The 16074-nt window shown below is 65.4% G+C and carries 11 protein-coding genes and 2 pseudogenes; 9 read left to right on the top strand and 4 right to left on the bottom strand.

From position 1 onward, the window contains the following. Positions 1 to 10: 10 nt before the first annotated feature. The 3 genes from AB4Y42_RS36370 to kdgD all read left to right on the top strand — a co-directional run bounded on the left by AB4Y42_RS36370 (position 11) and on the right by kdgD (position 3483). Positions 11 to 1099, top strand: a complete 1089-nt coding sequence (locus AB4Y42_RS36370; protein ID WP_368696891.1) for a lactonase family protein — start codon at positions 11 to 13, stop codon at positions 1097 to 1099. A 65-nt stretch (positions 1100 to 1164) separates the two neighbouring features. Further along, on the top strand, positions 1165 to 2514 hold the full coding sequence (gene gudD, locus AB4Y42_RS36365) for a glucarate dehydratase (protein WP_368696890.1): 1350 nt from the start codon (positions 1165 to 1167) through the stop codon (positions 2512 to 2514). 51 nt (positions 2515 to 2565) lie between these two features. After that, positions 2566 to 3483, top strand: a complete 918-nt coding sequence (gene kdgD, locus AB4Y42_RS36360; RefSeq protein WP_368686777.1) for a 5-dehydro-4-deoxyglucarate dehydratase — start codon at positions 2566 to 2568, stop codon at positions 3481 to 3483. Positions 3484 to 3591: 108 nt separating this feature from the next. On the opposite strand, the gene AB4Y42_RS36355 is transcribed toward kdgD, so the two are convergent. Both AB4Y42_RS36355 and AB4Y42_RS36350 read right to left on the bottom strand, forming a co-directional pair. Then, entirely contained in the window at positions 3592 to 3843 is a 252-nt protein-coding gene (locus AB4Y42_RS36355; RefSeq protein ID WP_368686778.1) for an H-NS family nucleoid-associated regulatory protein, read from the bottom strand. Positions 3844 to 3934: 91 nt separating this feature from the next. Continuing rightward, entirely contained in the window at positions 3935 to 4630 is a 696-nt protein-coding gene (locus tag AB4Y42_RS36350) for a cytochrome b/b6 domain-containing protein (RefSeq protein WP_368686779.1), read from the bottom strand. 174 nt (positions 4631 to 4804) lie between these two features. Between AB4Y42_RS36350 and AB4Y42_RS36345 the strand changes: the two genes are divergently transcribed. Next, complete coding sequence (locus AB4Y42_RS36345) at positions 4805 to 5404, top strand: TMEM175 family protein (RefSeq protein WP_342923474.1); 600 nt, start codon at positions 4805 to 4807, stop codon at positions 5402 to 5404. 54 nt (positions 5405 to 5458) lie between these two features. Here AB4Y42_RS36345 and AB4Y42_RS36340 read toward each other — a convergent pair whose 3' ends face one another. Continuing rightward, positions 5459 to 6028, bottom strand: a complete 570-nt coding sequence (locus AB4Y42_RS36340) for a DUF4142 domain-containing protein (protein WP_133184567.1) — start codon at positions 6026 to 6028, stop codon at positions 5459 to 5461. Positions 6029 to 6437: 409 nt separating this feature from the next. On the opposite strand from AB4Y42_RS36340, the gene AB4Y42_RS36335 reads away from it, so the two are divergent. Together AB4Y42_RS36335 and AB4Y42_RS36330 are read left to right on the top strand one after the other, a co-directional pair. Then, complete coding sequence (locus AB4Y42_RS36335) at positions 6438 to 7766, top strand: MFS transporter (RefSeq protein WP_368696889.1); 1329 nt, start codon at positions 6438 to 6440, stop codon at positions 7764 to 7766. Between the two features lie 10 nt (positions 7767 to 7776). After that, complete coding sequence (locus AB4Y42_RS36330) at positions 7777 to 9450, top strand: class I adenylate-forming enzyme family protein (RefSeq protein ID WP_368696888.1); 1674 nt, start codon at positions 7777 to 7779, stop codon at positions 9448 to 9450. 71 nt (positions 9451 to 9521) lie between these two features. Here the strand turns inward: AB4Y42_RS36330 and metE are convergent, their stop codons facing one another. After that, positions 9522 to 11816 carry a 5-methyltetrahydropteroyltriglutamate--homocysteine S-methyltransferase gene (metE, locus tag AB4Y42_RS36325; protein WP_368696887.1) on the bottom strand — a complete coding sequence of 765 codons (2295 nt, stop codon included), beginning with the start codon at positions 11814 to 11816 and terminating at the stop codon, positions 9522 to 9524. Positions 11817 to 11966: 150 nt separating this feature from the next. Between metE and AB4Y42_RS36320 the strand changes: the two genes are divergently transcribed. The 3 genes and pseudogenes from AB4Y42_RS36320 to AB4Y42_RS36310 all read left to right on the top strand — a co-directional run. Next, a complete protein-coding gene (locus tag AB4Y42_RS36320; RefSeq protein WP_368696886.1) occupies positions 11967 to 12875 on the top strand; it encodes a LysR family transcriptional regulator in 909 nt (302 codons plus the stop codon). 317 nt (positions 12876 to 13192) lie between these two features. After that, positions 13193 to 14074, top strand: a pseudogene (locus tag AB4Y42_RS36315) (choline ABC transporter substrate-binding protein); the annotation flags it as partial. 174 nt (positions 14075 to 14248) lie between these two features. Beyond that, positions 14249 to 15820: pseudogene (locus tag AB4Y42_RS36310) on the top strand (APC family permease); the annotation flags it as partial. Between the last annotated feature and the right edge of the window lie 254 nt (positions 15821 to 16074).

Raw genomic sequence — 16074 nt, 5'->3', positions numbered from 1 at the left:
AACCCGCACCATGAACCAGCCGAACCCCGAACGCTTCTTCGTCTACGTCGCGAATTCGAAAGACGGCGACATTGGCGTGTTTCATCTCGATGCGCGTAACGGCGCGCTCACGCCGCAAGCGCGCGTGGCCGCGCAGGACAACGTGATGCCGATGGCGCTCTCGCCCGATCGCCGCCGCCTTTACGCGGCCACGCGAGGCGCGGACAAGCGCATCAACGACTACGCCATCGACGCGCAAAGCGGCAGTCTCGCGCCGCGCGTGCAGACGCCGATCGAATCGAGCCTCGCATATCTGTGTGCCGAGCCGCAGGGGCGTTTCCTGCTGGGCGCCTCGTACGGCGAGCATCGCGTGAGCCTGTATGGCGCGAACGATCTCGAGAGCGGTAATGGCGCGCCGCTGCAGGTGATCGGCGAGATCGAGCACGCGCACGCGGTGATCGTTTCCGCCGACGGGCGCTTCGCGTATGCGTCGTCGCTCGGCAGCGACCGCGTGTTTGTGTTCGCGCTGGAAGACGCGGGGCGCCTCGTCGAGATCGGTGCGGTCGATCTCGGCGCGGGCTTCGGTCCGCGGCATCTGCGCTTTTCGCCCAGCGGCGACGTGTTGTACGTGCTGAGCGAATTCCGCGCGACGGTGGCGGTGTTCGCGCGCGACGCGGCCACGGGCAAGCTAACGGCGCTGCACGTCTCGCCGCGCGCGCCGGTGCTCGCGCATCTGAACGACGGCTTTGCGCGCCCGAGCCCCACGGACCCTGTGCAGCCCGATCCCGCCGTGCTCGCGAAGCTCGTCTGGGCCGCCGATATCCACGTCTCGCCCGATGGGCGCTTCGTCTATGTGTCCGAGCGCACGACGAGCCAGATTCTCACGCTGCAGGTCTCTCAAGACGGCGCGCTCGAAGACGCGGGCGCGACCACGACCGAGACGCAGCCGCGCGGTTTTCGCATCGACCCGACGGGCCGTTTTCTCGTGGCGTGCGGAGAAAAATCGCAACACGTGTCGGTCTACGCGGTCGATGCGGCGAGCGGCGCGCTCACAGCCGTCTCGCGCGGCGAGGGCGGTCACGGCGCGAACTGGGTGGAGATCGTCGCCGCCAACGCTTGACCGCTTCAACCCAAGGTTTCGATTGTCAGGGCGCAGCGCGCCGCACTTTTACAGGTAATCCGTTCATGTCTACACAAACCGTTCAACCGAACGCCACGCCCGTTGTGACCGAGTTGCGCGTCGTGCCCGTGGCGGGCCGCGACAGCATGCTCCTGAACCTCTCCGGCGCGCACGGTCCGTTCTTCACGCGCAACGTCGTGCTGCTGCGCGACAGCGCGGGCAACACCGGCATCGGCGAAGTGCCGGGCGGCGAGGCGATCCGCAAGACGCTCGACGACGCGCGCGCGTTCGTGGTCGGCCAGTCCATCGGCAACATGCAGTCGGTGCTCAACACCGTGCGCAAGCAGTTCGCCGATCGCGACTCGGGCGGCCGCGGCCTGCAGACCTTCGACCTGCGCACCACGATTCACGCGGTCACGGCGCTCGAAGCCGCGTTGCTCGACCTGCTCGGCCAGCATCTGAACGTGCCAGTCGCCGCGCTGCTCGGCGAAGGCCAGCAGCGCAGCGAAGTGGAGATGCTCGGCTACCTGTTCTTGATTGGCGATCGCAACAAGACCGATCTCGCCTACGCGAGCGGCGCCGATGGCCGCGACGACTGGGAGCGCCTGCGCACCGAAGAGGCGATGACGCCGGAGGCCGTCGTGCGTCTGGCCGAAGCCGCGCAAGCGCGTTACGGCTTCAACGACTTCAAGCTCAAGGGCGGCGTGCTGGCGGGCGACGCGGAAATGGAAGCGGTCACGGCGCTGGCCGAGCGCTTCCCCGAAGCGCGCGTGACGCTCGACCCGAACGGCGCGTGGTCGCTCGCGGAAGCCATCCGCCTGTGCCGCGACAAGCACGACGTGCTCGCCTACGCGGAAGACCCGTGCGGCGCGGAGAACGGCTATTCGGGCCGCGAAGTCATGGCGGAATTCCGCCGCGCCACCGGCCTGCCTACGGCCACCAACATGATCGCGACCGACTGGCGCCAGATGGGCCACGCGATTCAGCTGCAGAGCGTGGACATTCCGCTCGCCGACCCGCACTTCTGGACCATGCAGGGCTCGGTGCGCGTGGCGCAGATGTGCAACGACTGGGGCCTCACGTGGGGCTCGCACTCGAACAACCACTTCGACATTTCGCTCGCGATGTTCACGCATGCAGCCGCCGCGGCGCCCGGCAAGATCACCGCGATCGACACGCACTGGATCTGGCAGGACGGCCAGCGCCTCACGCGCGAGCCGCTGCAGATCGTGGGCGGCAAGGTGCAGGTGCCGCACAAGCCGGGCCTCGGCATCGAGATCGACATGGACGAGCTGGAAAAGGCCCACGCGCTCTACCAGGAGCACGGCCTCGGCGCGCGCGACGACGCGATCGCCATGCAATACCTCATTCCCAACTGGAAATTCGACAACAAGCGTCCGTGCCTCGTGCGCTGAACGCCGTCTTCGACTGAACACCTTTACTGACTTCGCAACAGGATCAAGACCATGACCACGCCGCAAGAACTCAAGCAAATCGTCTCCGAAGGCCTGCTTTCGTTCCCCGTGACCGACTTCGACGCGCAAGGCAACTTCCGCGCGAGCACCTACGCCGAGCGCCTCGAATGGCTGGCCCCGTACGGCGCGAGCGCGCTGTTCGCGGCGGGCGGCACGGGCGAATTCTTCTCGCTCACGAAGAGCGAATACTCGCAGGTCATCAAGACGGCCACCGAAACCTGCAAGGGCAAGGTGCCGATTCTCGCGGGCGCGGGCGGCGCGACGCGCGTGGCCATCGAGTACGCGCAGGAAGCCGGGCGCAACGGCGCGCAAGGCATTCTGCTGATGCCGCACTACCTCACGGAAGCGTCGCAGGAAGGCATTGCCGCGCACGTGGAGCAGGTTTGCAAGGCGGTGCCGAAGATGGGCGTGATCGTCTACAACCGCGCCAATTCGAAGCTGAACGCCGACATGCTCGAGCAGCTCGCGGACCGCTGCGAGAACCTCATCGGCTTCAAGGACGGCGTGGGCGAGATCGAGGCGATGGTGACGATCCGCCGTCGTCTGGGCGACCGCTTCTCGTACCTGGGCGGCCTGCCCACGGCCGAAGTCTACGCGGCGGCGTACAAGGCGCTGGGCGTGCCCGTGTATTCGTCGGCGGTGTTCAACTTCATTCCGAAGACGGCCATGCAGTTCTACCGCGCGATTGCCGCCGACGACCACGCGACGGTGGGCAAGCTCATCGACGAATTCTTCCTGCCGTACCTCGCCATTCGCAATCGCCGCGCGGGCTACGCGGTGAGCATCGTGAAGGCGGGCGCGAAGCTCGTGGGCCGCGACGCGGGCCCGGTGCGCGCGCCGCTCACCGACCTCACGCAGGAGGAGGTGGCGCAGCTCGACGTGCTGATCAAGAAGCTCGGCGCGCAGTAACGCGTTCGGTGTTCACGCCATGCTCGCGCCCGCCGGCGTGCGCGAGCATGGCTGCTTGCGACAGGGCCCTTGCGGCCCTGTTTGCTTATGAAGGGCGTGGGTGGCCGGTCAGGCGTTGTCGCCGAACAGGTCCAGATTGGCGCGCTCGCGCTTTTTGCCTTCATTGCCTTCGGCCTTGCGGGCGCGGCGCGCAGTCTTTTCGCGGCGCGGCTTGCCGAACACCTCGTCGGGCGTGAAGCCGAATTCGGCGATTGCCGCGCGCACGTTGGCCAGCGCCTCGTGCGCCGCTTCGGCGCGCGCCGCTTCAATGCGCTCGTCGAGTTCGCGCTTCTGGGCGAGCAATTCGCGGTAGGTAGCCATCGATGATTCTTGTCGAGTGAAAACGAGGCGCTGATTTTACGCGTTGTGCGGGCTTCGCGTGCGCTTTACACCGCAATTTCCGGCATCGGAGTCAGAGATACGCGGCGAGCAGCGCCACCACGACGCCCGATAACCCCATCAGCAAGGCCGCGAGCCACAGCGACCCGCGCGCGGGCGCGCGCACCGAGGCAGGCAGGCGCTTTTTGCCGCTCACCATCGGGCCGACCAGATTGTGGCCTTTGACGAGCGCATAGACGGCAATCGCGCACACGTGCAGCACGACCGCGGCCGCGAGCAGATCCCAGCCCCACGCGTGCAGGCCGGCGATCGCATTGGCGATTTTGGCGGGCACGATTTCGCTGAGCGGACCTTCGTCGGCGATGTCGTTGTTGTCGTAGAGACCGGTAAGCGTTTCGACCAGCAGCAGCGCGAGCAGCAGCAGAACCATCCAGCCGCCGGCCGCGTTGTGGCCCACCTGGACGTCGGGCTCGCGCCGCAGCAGATGGCGCAGATGCTCGACGGCCTTGCGCGGCGAAGCGACGAAGCGCGAGAAGCGCGCGGTCTCGCTGCCGAAGCAGCCCCACAGGATGCGAAACAGCACGAGCGCGAGCAGCGTCTCGCCGAGGCGCACGTGCATCTGCATCCAGTTCATGCGCTGCGTGACGTAAGCAGCCGCCACGAGCACGACGGTCAGCCAGTGAAAGAGGCGCGTGGGCAGGTCCCAGACGGGCACGCGGCGCTCGGGTTGCTCGGGGCGGTGGCGGGTTGCGGAGGTCGTGGAGTTCATGATTCGAGGCGGGCGGCCGGGCGTGGCGCTCAAGGCCATCATAGGCCAGGAACGCGCACGCCATGTGTGGCGCAATATACGCACCTGCGCCGCCCCAGCGCCTGCGTGGCGTCGCGCGGCGACTTCGGCGATACTTGCCGCTCGCCTTACATCCCTTGCAAGCCGATTCCGCAGATGGAAAAGAACCGACTCGAAGCATTCAGCGATGGCGTGCTCGCCATCATCATCACCATCATGGTGCTGGAACTCAAGGTGCCGCACGGCGACGATCTCGCTGCGCTCGCGCCGCTGTGGCCGGTCTATCTGAGCTACGTGTTGAGCTTCATCTACGTGGGGATCTACTGGAACAACCATCACCACATGCTGCAGGTGGCGCGCCACGTGAACGGCGCGGTGCTCTGGGCCAACCTGCATCTGCTGTTCTGGCTTTCGTTGCTGCCGTTCACCACGGGCTGGATGGGCGAGAACGAGTTCGGGCGCTGGCCGACCGCGCTCTACGGCGTCAACCTGCTGCTCTGCGCGCTGGCTTACGTCGTGCTGCAATTCACGCTGGTGCGCTATCACGGCACGCAAAGCCCGCTGGCCATCGCGCTGGGCAATGACGTGAAGGGCAAGATTTCGCCGCCGCTGTATCTGGCGGGGTTTGCGCTCGCGGCGTTCGACTATCCTCGCATTGGCGCGATCTTCTACTTCGGCGTGGCGTTGCTCTGGCTCGTGCCCGATCGACGCATGGAGCGGCTCGCCCTCGCGGCCGGCGAGAAGAAGGACGAGTAAGCAGCAGCAGGGCCGGCGCGCATGCGGCCGGCCCCTTCGCACATCACATCGTCATCAGCCTGCCAGGTGCTTGCGCTTGGCGAGTTCCTGAGCCTTGGCGTAGTCGGCCTGGATCACGGGCAGACCTTCCGTGGCAGCCTTTTTGAGGCCCGCGTCGCGGCCCGAGGCGATCTCCGCCTGGAATGCCGAGAGCGTCTTCTGCTGGCCGGCCAGCGCGACCTGCTCGATATACGTCTTGTCGAAGTCCGCGCCGCGAAGGTTATTGATGCTGCTGATCACGGCCGCATCCGGGTCGTTGCGCGGCACGTCCACGCCGCGCGGGCTCGCCGCGCGCATCGAGTCGGACAGCTTCGAATAGTCGGCCACCAGTTTTTCGGCGAAAGCCTTCACTTCGCGGTCGGTCGAGCGGGAGTCGGCAATGCGCGCGGCATCGCGCTGCGTGGCGACGGTTTGTGTGCCGTCCGCGATGAAGGCCTTGTCGGCTTCGTGCAGCTTGCCGGGTGCGGCCGAAGTCGAGGCAGAAGCCGCGGTGGGCGCGGGGGTCTGCGCATGGGCGCTCAGCGTAACGGCGCAAAGGCTGGCGGCCGAAGCCGCGATGAGCGAGGCAAGCGAGAGGCGAGTCATGTGAACTCCTTTCTGCGTAGTTGGTATCGATTGCACGCGCAGGGCCTGGTGTCATGCGGCTTTCCGTGCGGCTCTGCGCGGGACCGTTGTGGCGTGGCGCCTTGTTGCTCAACGGTCCGAGGAATTCTATGAAGTCGCTCGCCGTTCAGGTGAAACGATTGCTTCGCTTGTGTAACGGTTGGTAAGAGAGCATGCGGCAGAGATAACGATCCGCGTATTCACATCGACGTCATGCGTTTATGCAAATACGGCGTTTTCCATTCGCGCCAACCGGCGCACAATGTCCCTCGCGCGTGTCGTTGCTGCTACAGCGAAAAGTCCCACGATCTGGGCACGAACGCGGTTTGAGTCTCACGAGCTTGCGCATCGGCGCACGCATAAGAACGTAGGCCAACGAGGAGGAGACAGGATGGACGACGAGCTGGTTGCAACCGCATCCACCACACAATCGACCGCCACAGCCGCCACCGCCGCGAATTTTCGCTGGCGCGTGCTGATCTGGCTGCTGTTCGGCGGCATCATCAACTACCTCGATCGCGCGAATCTCGCGATCGCCGCGCCCGGCATGATTCACGACCTCGGCCTCACGCGCACGCAGATCGGCCTGCTGGGCACCGTGTTCGCCTGGACCTACGCCGTGATGCAGCTGCCGGCGGGCTGGATCATCGACCGCTTCGGCGCGAAGCGCGCCTATGCAGTGGGCATGATCTGGTGGAGCGCGGCGACGTGGCTCACCGGCGTGGTCGGCTCGATCTCGGGCCTCATCGTCATGCGCGTGCTGCTCGCCGTGGGCGAGGCGCCATGCTGGCCCACCTCCGCGAAGATCACGGCGGCGTGGTTTCCCGCCAAGGAACGCGGCTTCGCCACCGGCATCTGGGATTCGTCGTCGAAGTGGGGGCCCGCGCTCGCGCCCGCCGTGCTCGTCGCGTTGATGATCGCCTTTGGCTGGCGCTCGCTCTTTCACGTGACGGGCGCCATCGGCATCGTCTTCGCCGTGCTGTTCCTGTTTCTCTATCGCAATCCCGTGCAAAGCAAGCGGCTCACGCGCGAGGAGTTCGCCTATATCGAAGCGGGCGGCGGCGGCCACGAGCGTTCGCTCACCACTGCCCCCATTCGCTGGCGCGCGCTGTTCGCCTCGCGCAGCGTGTGGGGCATGATCTTCGGCTACTTCTGCGCGATCTGGCTGTGGAATATCTTCCTCGTGTTCCTGCCGCTCTACCTGCTCGATCGCTTTCATATTTCGTTCGCACAACTGGGCATCTACGCGAGCATTCCGTGGTTCGGCGGCGCGGCGGGCGAGATCGCCGCGGGCTGGATCGCGAAGAAACTCGTGGATCGCCGCATGGCGTCGCCGATGGTCGCCAAGCGCTTGCTGATCGTGGTGGGTGCAATCGGCGCGGGCGTGTGCGCGGCGGCGCTGCCACTCGCGAGCACGATAGGCGCGAGCGTCGCGCTGATGACGTTGGGCCTGGCGTTCATCGCCGCCACCATCGGCAACGCGTGGGCGCTCGCGGCCGACATCGCCCCGTCTTCGATGGTCGCATCCGTGAGCGCGATCCAGAACTTCGGCGGCTATTTCGGCGGGGCGTTCTCGCCGGTCGTGGCGGGCTTTATCGTCGACCGCACGGGATCGTATTCGCTGGCGTTCATCATGGGCGGCGCGATTGCGGGCTGCGCGGCGCTGTTCTACTGGTTCATGGCGCGCGGCACGGTGGGCCAGCCGGCGGACGCGGCTTGAGGAGACGCACGTGAACGCCTGCGAACGCTTTCCCTGGCGCGCGCTGTACGACTCGGGCATCGAGCCGAATCCCAGCCAGGACTATACGAACGGTCTCGACATGTTCGCGGCGGCGCTCGCTCGCGCGCCGCACGAAAGCGCGCTGCTCTACTTCGACGGCAGGCTCGACTGGCAGACGCTCGACGCGTGGAGCGACCGCATCGCCTGCTTGCTGCTGGACGAAGGCGTGCAGCGCGGCGACCGTGTGGCGCTCTATCTGCAGAACGTGCCGCAGTTCGTGATGGCCTTGCTCGGCATCTGGAAGGTGGGCGCCGTGATGGTGCCGGTCAATCCGATGAACCGCGCGCGCGAACTGAAACTGCTGCTCGACGATTCGCAAACGCGCGTGCTGATCTGCGACGCCGCGCTCGAAGGCGAAGTCGTTCGCGAAGTGATGGCGAGCATCGAAGCCGAAGGCAACGCTGCACCGCGCGTGTTCGCGACGCGCGCGCGTGCGCTGCAGACACGCGACGATCCACGCGTGTTCGGCGCACCGCGCGAGGAGAGCGGGGCAGGCGAGGGCGGCACACGCGATCTCTTGCAGGCGGCGCAGGCCATTGAACCAGGGCGCAAGCCGCCGCCGGTCGCGCCGGCGGCGAGCGATCCCGCCATGCTCGTCTACACCTCGGGCACGAGCGGCCGCCCGAAGGGCGCGATTTGCACGCACGGCAACTTCGCGTTCAATGCGCAGACGTACCGCGATTTCTGCGGCCTGCGCGAAGGCGGCCCGATACTCGGCGTGGCGCCGCTCTTTCACATTACCGGCCTGGTCGGCCACATCGGCGCGGCGTGGATTACGTGCGCGCCGCTCATCCTCACGCACCGCTTCGACCCGGCAGCCACACTCGACGCCATCGAGGAACACCGCGCGGAATTCACGATCGGTGCGATCACCGTGTTCATCGCGCTGCTGCATCACGCCGATGCGACCCGCGAGCCACTCGCGACGCTCACGAAGATCTATTCGGGCGGCGCGCCCATCGCCCCCAGCGTGGTGGAGGCGTTTCGCGCGAAGTTCGGCCACGTGATCCACGGCGCGTACGGGCTCACCGAAACCAATTCGCCCACGCATATGGTGCCGCTAGAGAGGACGGCGCCCGTCGATCCGCGCAGCGGCGCACTGGCCATGGGCGTGCCCGTGCCGGGCGCCGAAGCGGCGATCGTCGACGATGACGGTCACATGCTCGCTGCCGGCGAAACGGGCGAGATCGTCTGCCGCGGACCGATGGTCGTGCCCGGCTACTGGAACAACGCGGCGGCGACGGCCGATGCGTTTCGCGGCGGCTGGTTCCATACCGGCGACGTCGGCTTCATGGACGAAGCGGGCTGGTTCTATCTCGTCGACCGCAAGAAGGACATGATCAACGCAGCCGGATACAAGGTCTGGCCACGTGAAGTGGAAGACGTGCTGTACGGCCATCCTGCCGTGCGCGAAGCGGCCGTGGTAGGCGTGCCCGATCCGTATCGCGGCGAGACCGTGAAAGCCATAGTGAGCCTGCGTGCGGGCGCGGTGGCCGACGCGGCGGAACTGATCGCGTTCTGCAAGGCGCGCATGGCTGCGTACAAGTACCCGCGCATCGTCGAGTTCCGCGACGAATTACCGAAGACAGCTACGGGGAAGATCTTGCGGCGCGAATTGCGATGATGGTTGCGCGAGCAACTTGACGAGTTCGAAAACTGAAGCGCCCCGAGACCGGCTCGGGGCGCTTCGGCGCCTTATTGCACCTGGCTGCGCAGCGTCTTGGCGGCAGCGACCATATTGGTCAATGCCGGGATCACCTCGGCCCACTGACGCGTCTTCAGACCGCAATCCGGGTTGACCCACAGGCGTTCTGCCGGAATGCGCCCGGCGGCCTTCTGCATCAGTTGCACGATGTGCGCTTCGGTCGGGATGTTCGGCGAGTGAATGTCGTACACGCCGGGCCCGATTTCGTTCGGATACCTGAAGTCGTCGAACGCATCCAGAAGCTCCATGTCCGAGCGCGAGGTCTCGATCGTGATGACGTCCGCATCCATATCGGCGATCGACGCGATGATGTCGTTGAACTCCGAATAGCACATGTGCGTGTGGATCTGCGTTTCGTCTTCCACGCCGTTCGCCGTGATGCGGAACGACTCGACGGCCCAGCGCAGATACTCGCCCCATTGCGCACGGCGCAGCGGCAGACCTTCGCGCAGCGCGGCCTCGTCGATCTGGATCACGCCCACGCCGGCCTTCTCCAGGTCGAGCACTTCTTCGCGAATGGCGAGCGCGAGCTGGTAGCACGAGACCGAACGCGGCTGGTCGTCACGCACGAAGGACCAGTTGAGGATCGTCACCGGGCCCGTGAGCATGCCCTTCATGGGCTTGTTCGTGAGCGACTGCGCGTAGGTGATCCACTCCACCGTCATCGCCTTCGGGCGGCTGATGTCGCCGAACAGAATGGGCGGCTTCACGCAGCGCGAGCCGTACGACTGCACCCAGCCGAACTGGCTGAACGCGTAGCCGTCGAGCTGCTCGCCAAAGTATTCGACCATGTCGTTGCGCTCGGCTTCGCCGTGCACGAGCACGTCGAGACCCAGTTGCTCCTGCTCACGCACGCTGCGCTCGATTTCGGCGCGCATGATGGCCTGGTAGCCCGCGTCGTCGAGCGCGCCGCTCTTGAACTGGCTGCGCGCCTGGCGGATTTCCGCCGTTTGCGGGAACGAGCCGATCGTGGTGGTCGGGAAGGCGGGCAGCTTCAGGCGTGCGGCCTGCTTCGCGGCGCGCTCGGCGTAAGCGTGCTGACGATTGCCGAGCTGCGCGTCGATGCGGGCGATCGCGGCTTTCACGGCGGGGTTGTTCACGCGCGGCGACTGGCGGCGCGCCTGAACGGCGGCGGCGTTCGCCGCGAGTTCGGCCGCAACCTTGTCGCGGCCGGCATTCAGCGCCGTGGCGAGCACCTTCACTTCGTCGAGCTTTTGCAGCGCGAACGCGAGCCACGAACGGATTTCGGCGTCGAGCTTTTCTTCGCTCCCGAGATCCACCGGCACGTGCAGCAGCGAGCACGACGGCGCGATCCAGAGGCGCTCGCCCAGTTGCCTCGCGAGCGGCTCGAGCCAGTCGAGCGTGGCGTTCAGATCCGTCTTCCAGATGTTGCGGCCGTTGATCGCGCCCACCGAAAGCACGCTCTGTGCAGGCAGCTTTTGCGCGGCCAGCGCGACTTCGGCGCGGGCGTTGATCGCGTCGATATGCAGACCGTCGACGGGCAGCGAGCACGCGAGGTCGAGATTGTCATGCAGCTGACCGAAGTAGGTGGCCAGCAGCAGCTTGACGCTGCGCAGCTCGAAGCCTTCATAGGCCGTCGCAAACGCGGCGCGCCAGGCCGGATCGAGTTCGGTCACGAGAATCGGCTCGTCGATCTGCACCCATTCGACGTCCATCACGCGGAAGTAGTCGAGCAGCGCGCGATACACGGGCATGATGCGCGGCAGCAGCGCCAGCTTGTCCGAGTCGTCCTTGGCCTTGCCGAGCCACAGGTACGTGAGCGGCCCGATGATCACCGGCTTGGCTTTCACGCCCAGTTCGCGGGCTTCGCGCAGTTGCTCGGAAAGACGCGAGGTGTCGAGATTGAACTGCGTATCGGCCGTGAATTCGGGGACGATGTAGTGATAGTTCGTGTCGAACCACTTCGTCATTTCGCCGGCGGCGACGCCGCCGCAGCAAGCGGCATGGTCCTCGGCGCCCGCGGCCGAGCGGCCACGCGCCACGCGGAAGGAGTTGTCGAGCTTGTCGCCGTGGAAGCCCTGCACGCGCTCGGGCACGTTGCCGAGCGTGAAGCTCATGTCGAGCACCTGGTCGTAGAACGCGAAGTCGCCGGCGGGCACGAGATCGAGGCCTTTCTGGTTGTCCCAGTGGCGCGCGCGCAGTTGCGCGCCGAGCGCCTTCAGTTCGTCGCGCGAGGATTCGCCCTTCCAGTAGCGTTCCAGACCGAATTTGAGTTCGCGTTTCGCGCCGATGCGCGGAAAGCCGAGATTGTGCGTGGTGACCATGTGCGGTGCCATCCGATATGAAAGTGCTGAAAACGATCCAGAGTGGCAGCGATGATAGAGGTATCCGAGGATGAAGAAAAATGGCATTATTTCATCCATCCATTAGTTTCTTTCATCTATCGCCAGCCTGGCGCGGGGTTGCCCTTTTCTATGCTCGAACGCGTTCACCTCGTCATCGTCCGCGAAGTCGCCCGCCAGGGCTCGCTTACCGCCGCGGCGGAAGCGCTTTTCCTCACGCAGTCGGCGTTGAGCCATACGGTCAAGAAGATCGAGCAGCAACTCGGCACGCAAATCTGGGACCGCGAGGGGCGCAGCCTGCGGCCGACGCAGGCCGGCCAATATCTGCTCTCGCTGGCCGAACGGCTCCTGCCCCAGTTCGAACTCGCGGAGGAGCGCATGAAGCAGTACGCCGCGGGCGAGCGCGGCACGCTGCGCATCGGCATGGAATGCGCTCCGTGCTACCAGTGGCTGCTCAAGGTGGTTTCGCCGTATCTGGCGCGCTGGCCCGACGTCGACGTGGACGTGAAGCAGCGTTTTCAGTTTGGCGGCATCGGCGCGTTGATCGGCTATGACATCGACGTGCTGGTCACGCCCGATCCGCTCAACCGGCCCGGGCTGCGTTTCGATCCGGTGTTCGACTACGAGCAGGTGCTGGTGGTCGCGGTAAGCCATCGGCTCGCGAACGCGCGCTACGTGAAGCCCGAGCAGCTGGTCGACGAAACGCTCATCACGTATCCCGTGGATACCGACCGGCTCGATATCTACAACCAGTTTCTGCGGCCCGCGAGCATCACGCCGCGCCGTCACAAGACGATCGAAACGACCGACATCATGCTGCAGATGGTCGCGAGCCATCGCGGCGTGGCCGCGTTGCCGCGCTGGCTCGCGGAAGAATACGCAGACCGCATGCCGCTCGCGATCGTGAAGCTCGGCAAGCAGGGCATCGCGAAGCAGATCTTTCTCGGCACGCGCGAAGGCGACGCCGTGGTCGATTACCTCAAATCGTTTGTCGAATTCGCAAGCGACCCAGTCTGGCAACAGCCCCGTGTGCGAGGCTGACATCGCGCGGCGCACGCAAGGCCGCGGCAATGGATTGTGTTTTTAAAATGAAAGGAACGCCGCGCAAGTTCGTATATTGATCGTTCAATTAACTTAAAGCCGCTGTTCAGGGGGCTTCACAGGAATCGCTTGTCGCTTCTGCGCAATTGCTCGTCGCAATTGCTACGTTGGTCGGCTTTTTGCCGGACAACCATGTGTCATGAGCCTTCATGACCCTGCGACGCAGTTCGATTCCTGAGGAGATGACGATGTGCCGATTCCCCCTGCTTAAGACAGGCGCGCTCGCGTGCGCCGCCATGCTCTGCACCGGCGCCGACGCGGCCGATCCCGCCGCGTGCAAGGACGTGCGCTTCGCCGACGTGGGCTGGACCGATATCGCGGCGACCACGGGCGTGGCGTCGACGATCCTCGGCGCGCTCGGCTATACGCCGACCAAGACGATCGCCTCGGTGCCGATCACGTTCGCAGGGCTCAAGAGCAAGCAGATCGACGTGTTCCTCGGCTACTGGTCGCCGACCATGGACCCGATCATCGAGCCGTTCACGAAGTCGGGCTCGATCAAGGTGCTCTCGACGCCCAATCTCACGGGCGCGAAATATACGCTCGCCGTTCCCGATTACGTCTACCAGGGCGGCCTCAAATCGTTTCAGGACATCGCCAGATACGCGGACAAGCTCCAGGGCCGCATCTACGGCATCGAACCCGGCAACGACGGCAACGCGCTGATCCAGAAGATGATCGGCGCGAACCAGTACGGACTCGGCAAATTCAAGCTGGTCGAATCGAGCGAGGCGGGGATGCTCGTGCAGGTGAACCGCGCCGTGCGCGAGAAGCAATGGATCGTGTTCCTCGGCTGGGAGCCGCATCCCATGAACGTGCAGATGAAGATCGACTATCTCTCCGGCGGCGATGCGGTGTTCGGGCCTGACTACGGCGCGGCGCGCGTGCTGACGGCGGAACCGCCCGACTATGCCGCGCGCTGCCCGAACGTGGCGAAGTTCGTCTCCAACCTGCAGTTCACGACCGCCATCGAGAACCATTTGATGGTGCCGATCGCCAACAAGGAGGACCCCAACAAGGCCGCCGCCGACTGGCTGCGCAGCAACCCGCAGGTGCTCGACAACTGGCTCGCCGGCGTGACCACGCTCGACGGCAAGCCGGGCCTGCCTGCCGTGCGCGCCTCGCTGGGCGTGCACTGACGTGCCGTTGTCCGCGGCGAAAGCCGCGGACAACCCTGCGGTACATCCCTATTTGCGCGGCAATTTTGGTTGATTAGCGTTCAAAAGAGGAGGAGGCAGATGGAGCAAGCAGGAATAGGTACGCATGGCGCAGAGGAGAGCGCCGCACGAGGCGGTCATGGCCAGGGGCTGCAGCGCGGCCTTACATGGAAAGACGCGTTTTGGGTGACGAGCGGCGTGCCTGCGGGCGTGTTGTTCACGATTGGCGGTGTTTGCGCGACCATTGGCCAGCCGGCCTGGGCCATCTGGATCGCATCGATCACGATGGGCCTCGTGCAAAGCGCCACTTACGCCGAGATTTCAGGACTCTTTCCGCACAAGTCGGGCGGTGCTTCGGTGTACGGAGCAATCAGCTGGGTCCGCTACAGCAAGATGATCGCGCCGGTTTCCGTGTGGTGTAACTGGCTCGCGTGGTCGCCCATGCTGGCGCTGGGCTGCGGACTCGCCGCGAACTACGCGCTCGCCACGCTGTTCGCGCCCGAGGCGGCCATCCTGCAGTGGCACTGGACGCTTGCCAACCTGGACTTCATCAAGCCGGGTCTCACGCTGCGTATCAACGCGACGTTCCTGATCGCCGCGGCGTTCCTGCTCATCACCTTCCGGCTTCAGCACAGCGGCGCTTCGAAGGCCGCGAAAACGCAGAAGATTCTCGGCATTGCATCGCTCACGCCGCTTTTGATCGTCGGGCTCGTGCCCTTCGTCACGGGCGATGTTCCCGCGAAGCATCTCTTTCCGCTGCTGCCGCTCGGCCACGACGCGCACGGCAATCTCAGCGCGGCGGTGTTCGGCACGTGGAACGGGCAAGGCGTGGTCATGGCGCTGGGCGCGATGTTCATGGCGGGATGGGCATCGTACGGCTTCGAAACGGCGGTGTGCTATACGCGCGAGTTTCGCGACCCGCGGCGCGATACGGCGCGGGCGATCTTCTGGTCGGGCGCGCTTTGCCTCGTCGTGATGACGCTCGTTCCGCTCGCGTTTCAGGGCTCGCTGGGTACGGCGATGATGCTCGATCCGCGCATCGGCGACGGCACCGGGGTGGGCACCGCGATGGCCGCGATGGTAGGCGGCGGGGCCTGGGTGGGCAACGCCGTGGTGGTGATGCTGATGCTCTCCATCCTGCTGATCGTGATGACGTCGATGATGGGTTCGTCGCGCACGCTCTATCAGGCTTCGGTGGACGGCTGGCTGCCGCGCTACCTGTCGCGCGTGAACGAGCACGGCGCGCCGACGGCGGCGATGTGGACCGATCTGGGTTTCAATCTCGTCCTGCTCGCGATGTCGGACTATATGACGGTGCTGTCGATCTCGAACGTCTGCTACATGCTGTTCGTGTTCCTGAACCTGCAGTCGGGCTGGATTCATCGCATGGACCGCGGCGCGTGGGCACGTCCGTTTCGCTGCCCTACGTGGCTGCTCGCGCTCGGTGCGCTGTGCGGCTATGCGAACCTCGTGTTCGTGGGCGCGGGCGCGAATCTGCAGGGCGAGGGGACGCTGCGCGATGGCCTCATTGCCATGCTGCTGATCGTGCCGGTGTTTGCTTTCCGCCATTACTGGCAGGATCGCGGGCGGTTTCCGGCGGGCAGTGCGCGCGATATGGAGGTGAGCGTGCCGGTGCGCAGCCGGTGGCTGAATCTTGCGCCGTATGGCGCGCTCGTTGCGGCGGCGCTGACGGTTGCGGTTTCGCATTGGCTGGCCGCGTCGGTCTGAGTTGACTTCAGTGTTGGCGGCATCGTGCGGGCCGGTCGCTCGCGTGATGCCGCGTTTTTTTTTGTTGTGACTGTTGCTGTGCTTCTTGCTGGACTGATCACGCGCCGAATGCTCGACGAACCCAAAGAAAAAGGTTCTTCGTAGGAAACCGTGGAGCTTCTGAGGAAGATTGCGTAACCTGAGTCCTGACTTTTATGGAATTCAGGAGGCGGAGTTGCTCGATCGCAAGGCACTTCAGGCGCTGGGCTGCTGGA

The sequence above is a fragment of the Paraburkholderia sp. EG286B genome (assembly GCF_040965655.1).
Classification (GTDB): Bacteria; Pseudomonadota; Gammaproteobacteria; order Burkholderiales; family Burkholderiaceae; genus Paraburkholderia.
This window is presented reverse-complemented; position numbering and strand designations above follow the sequence as displayed.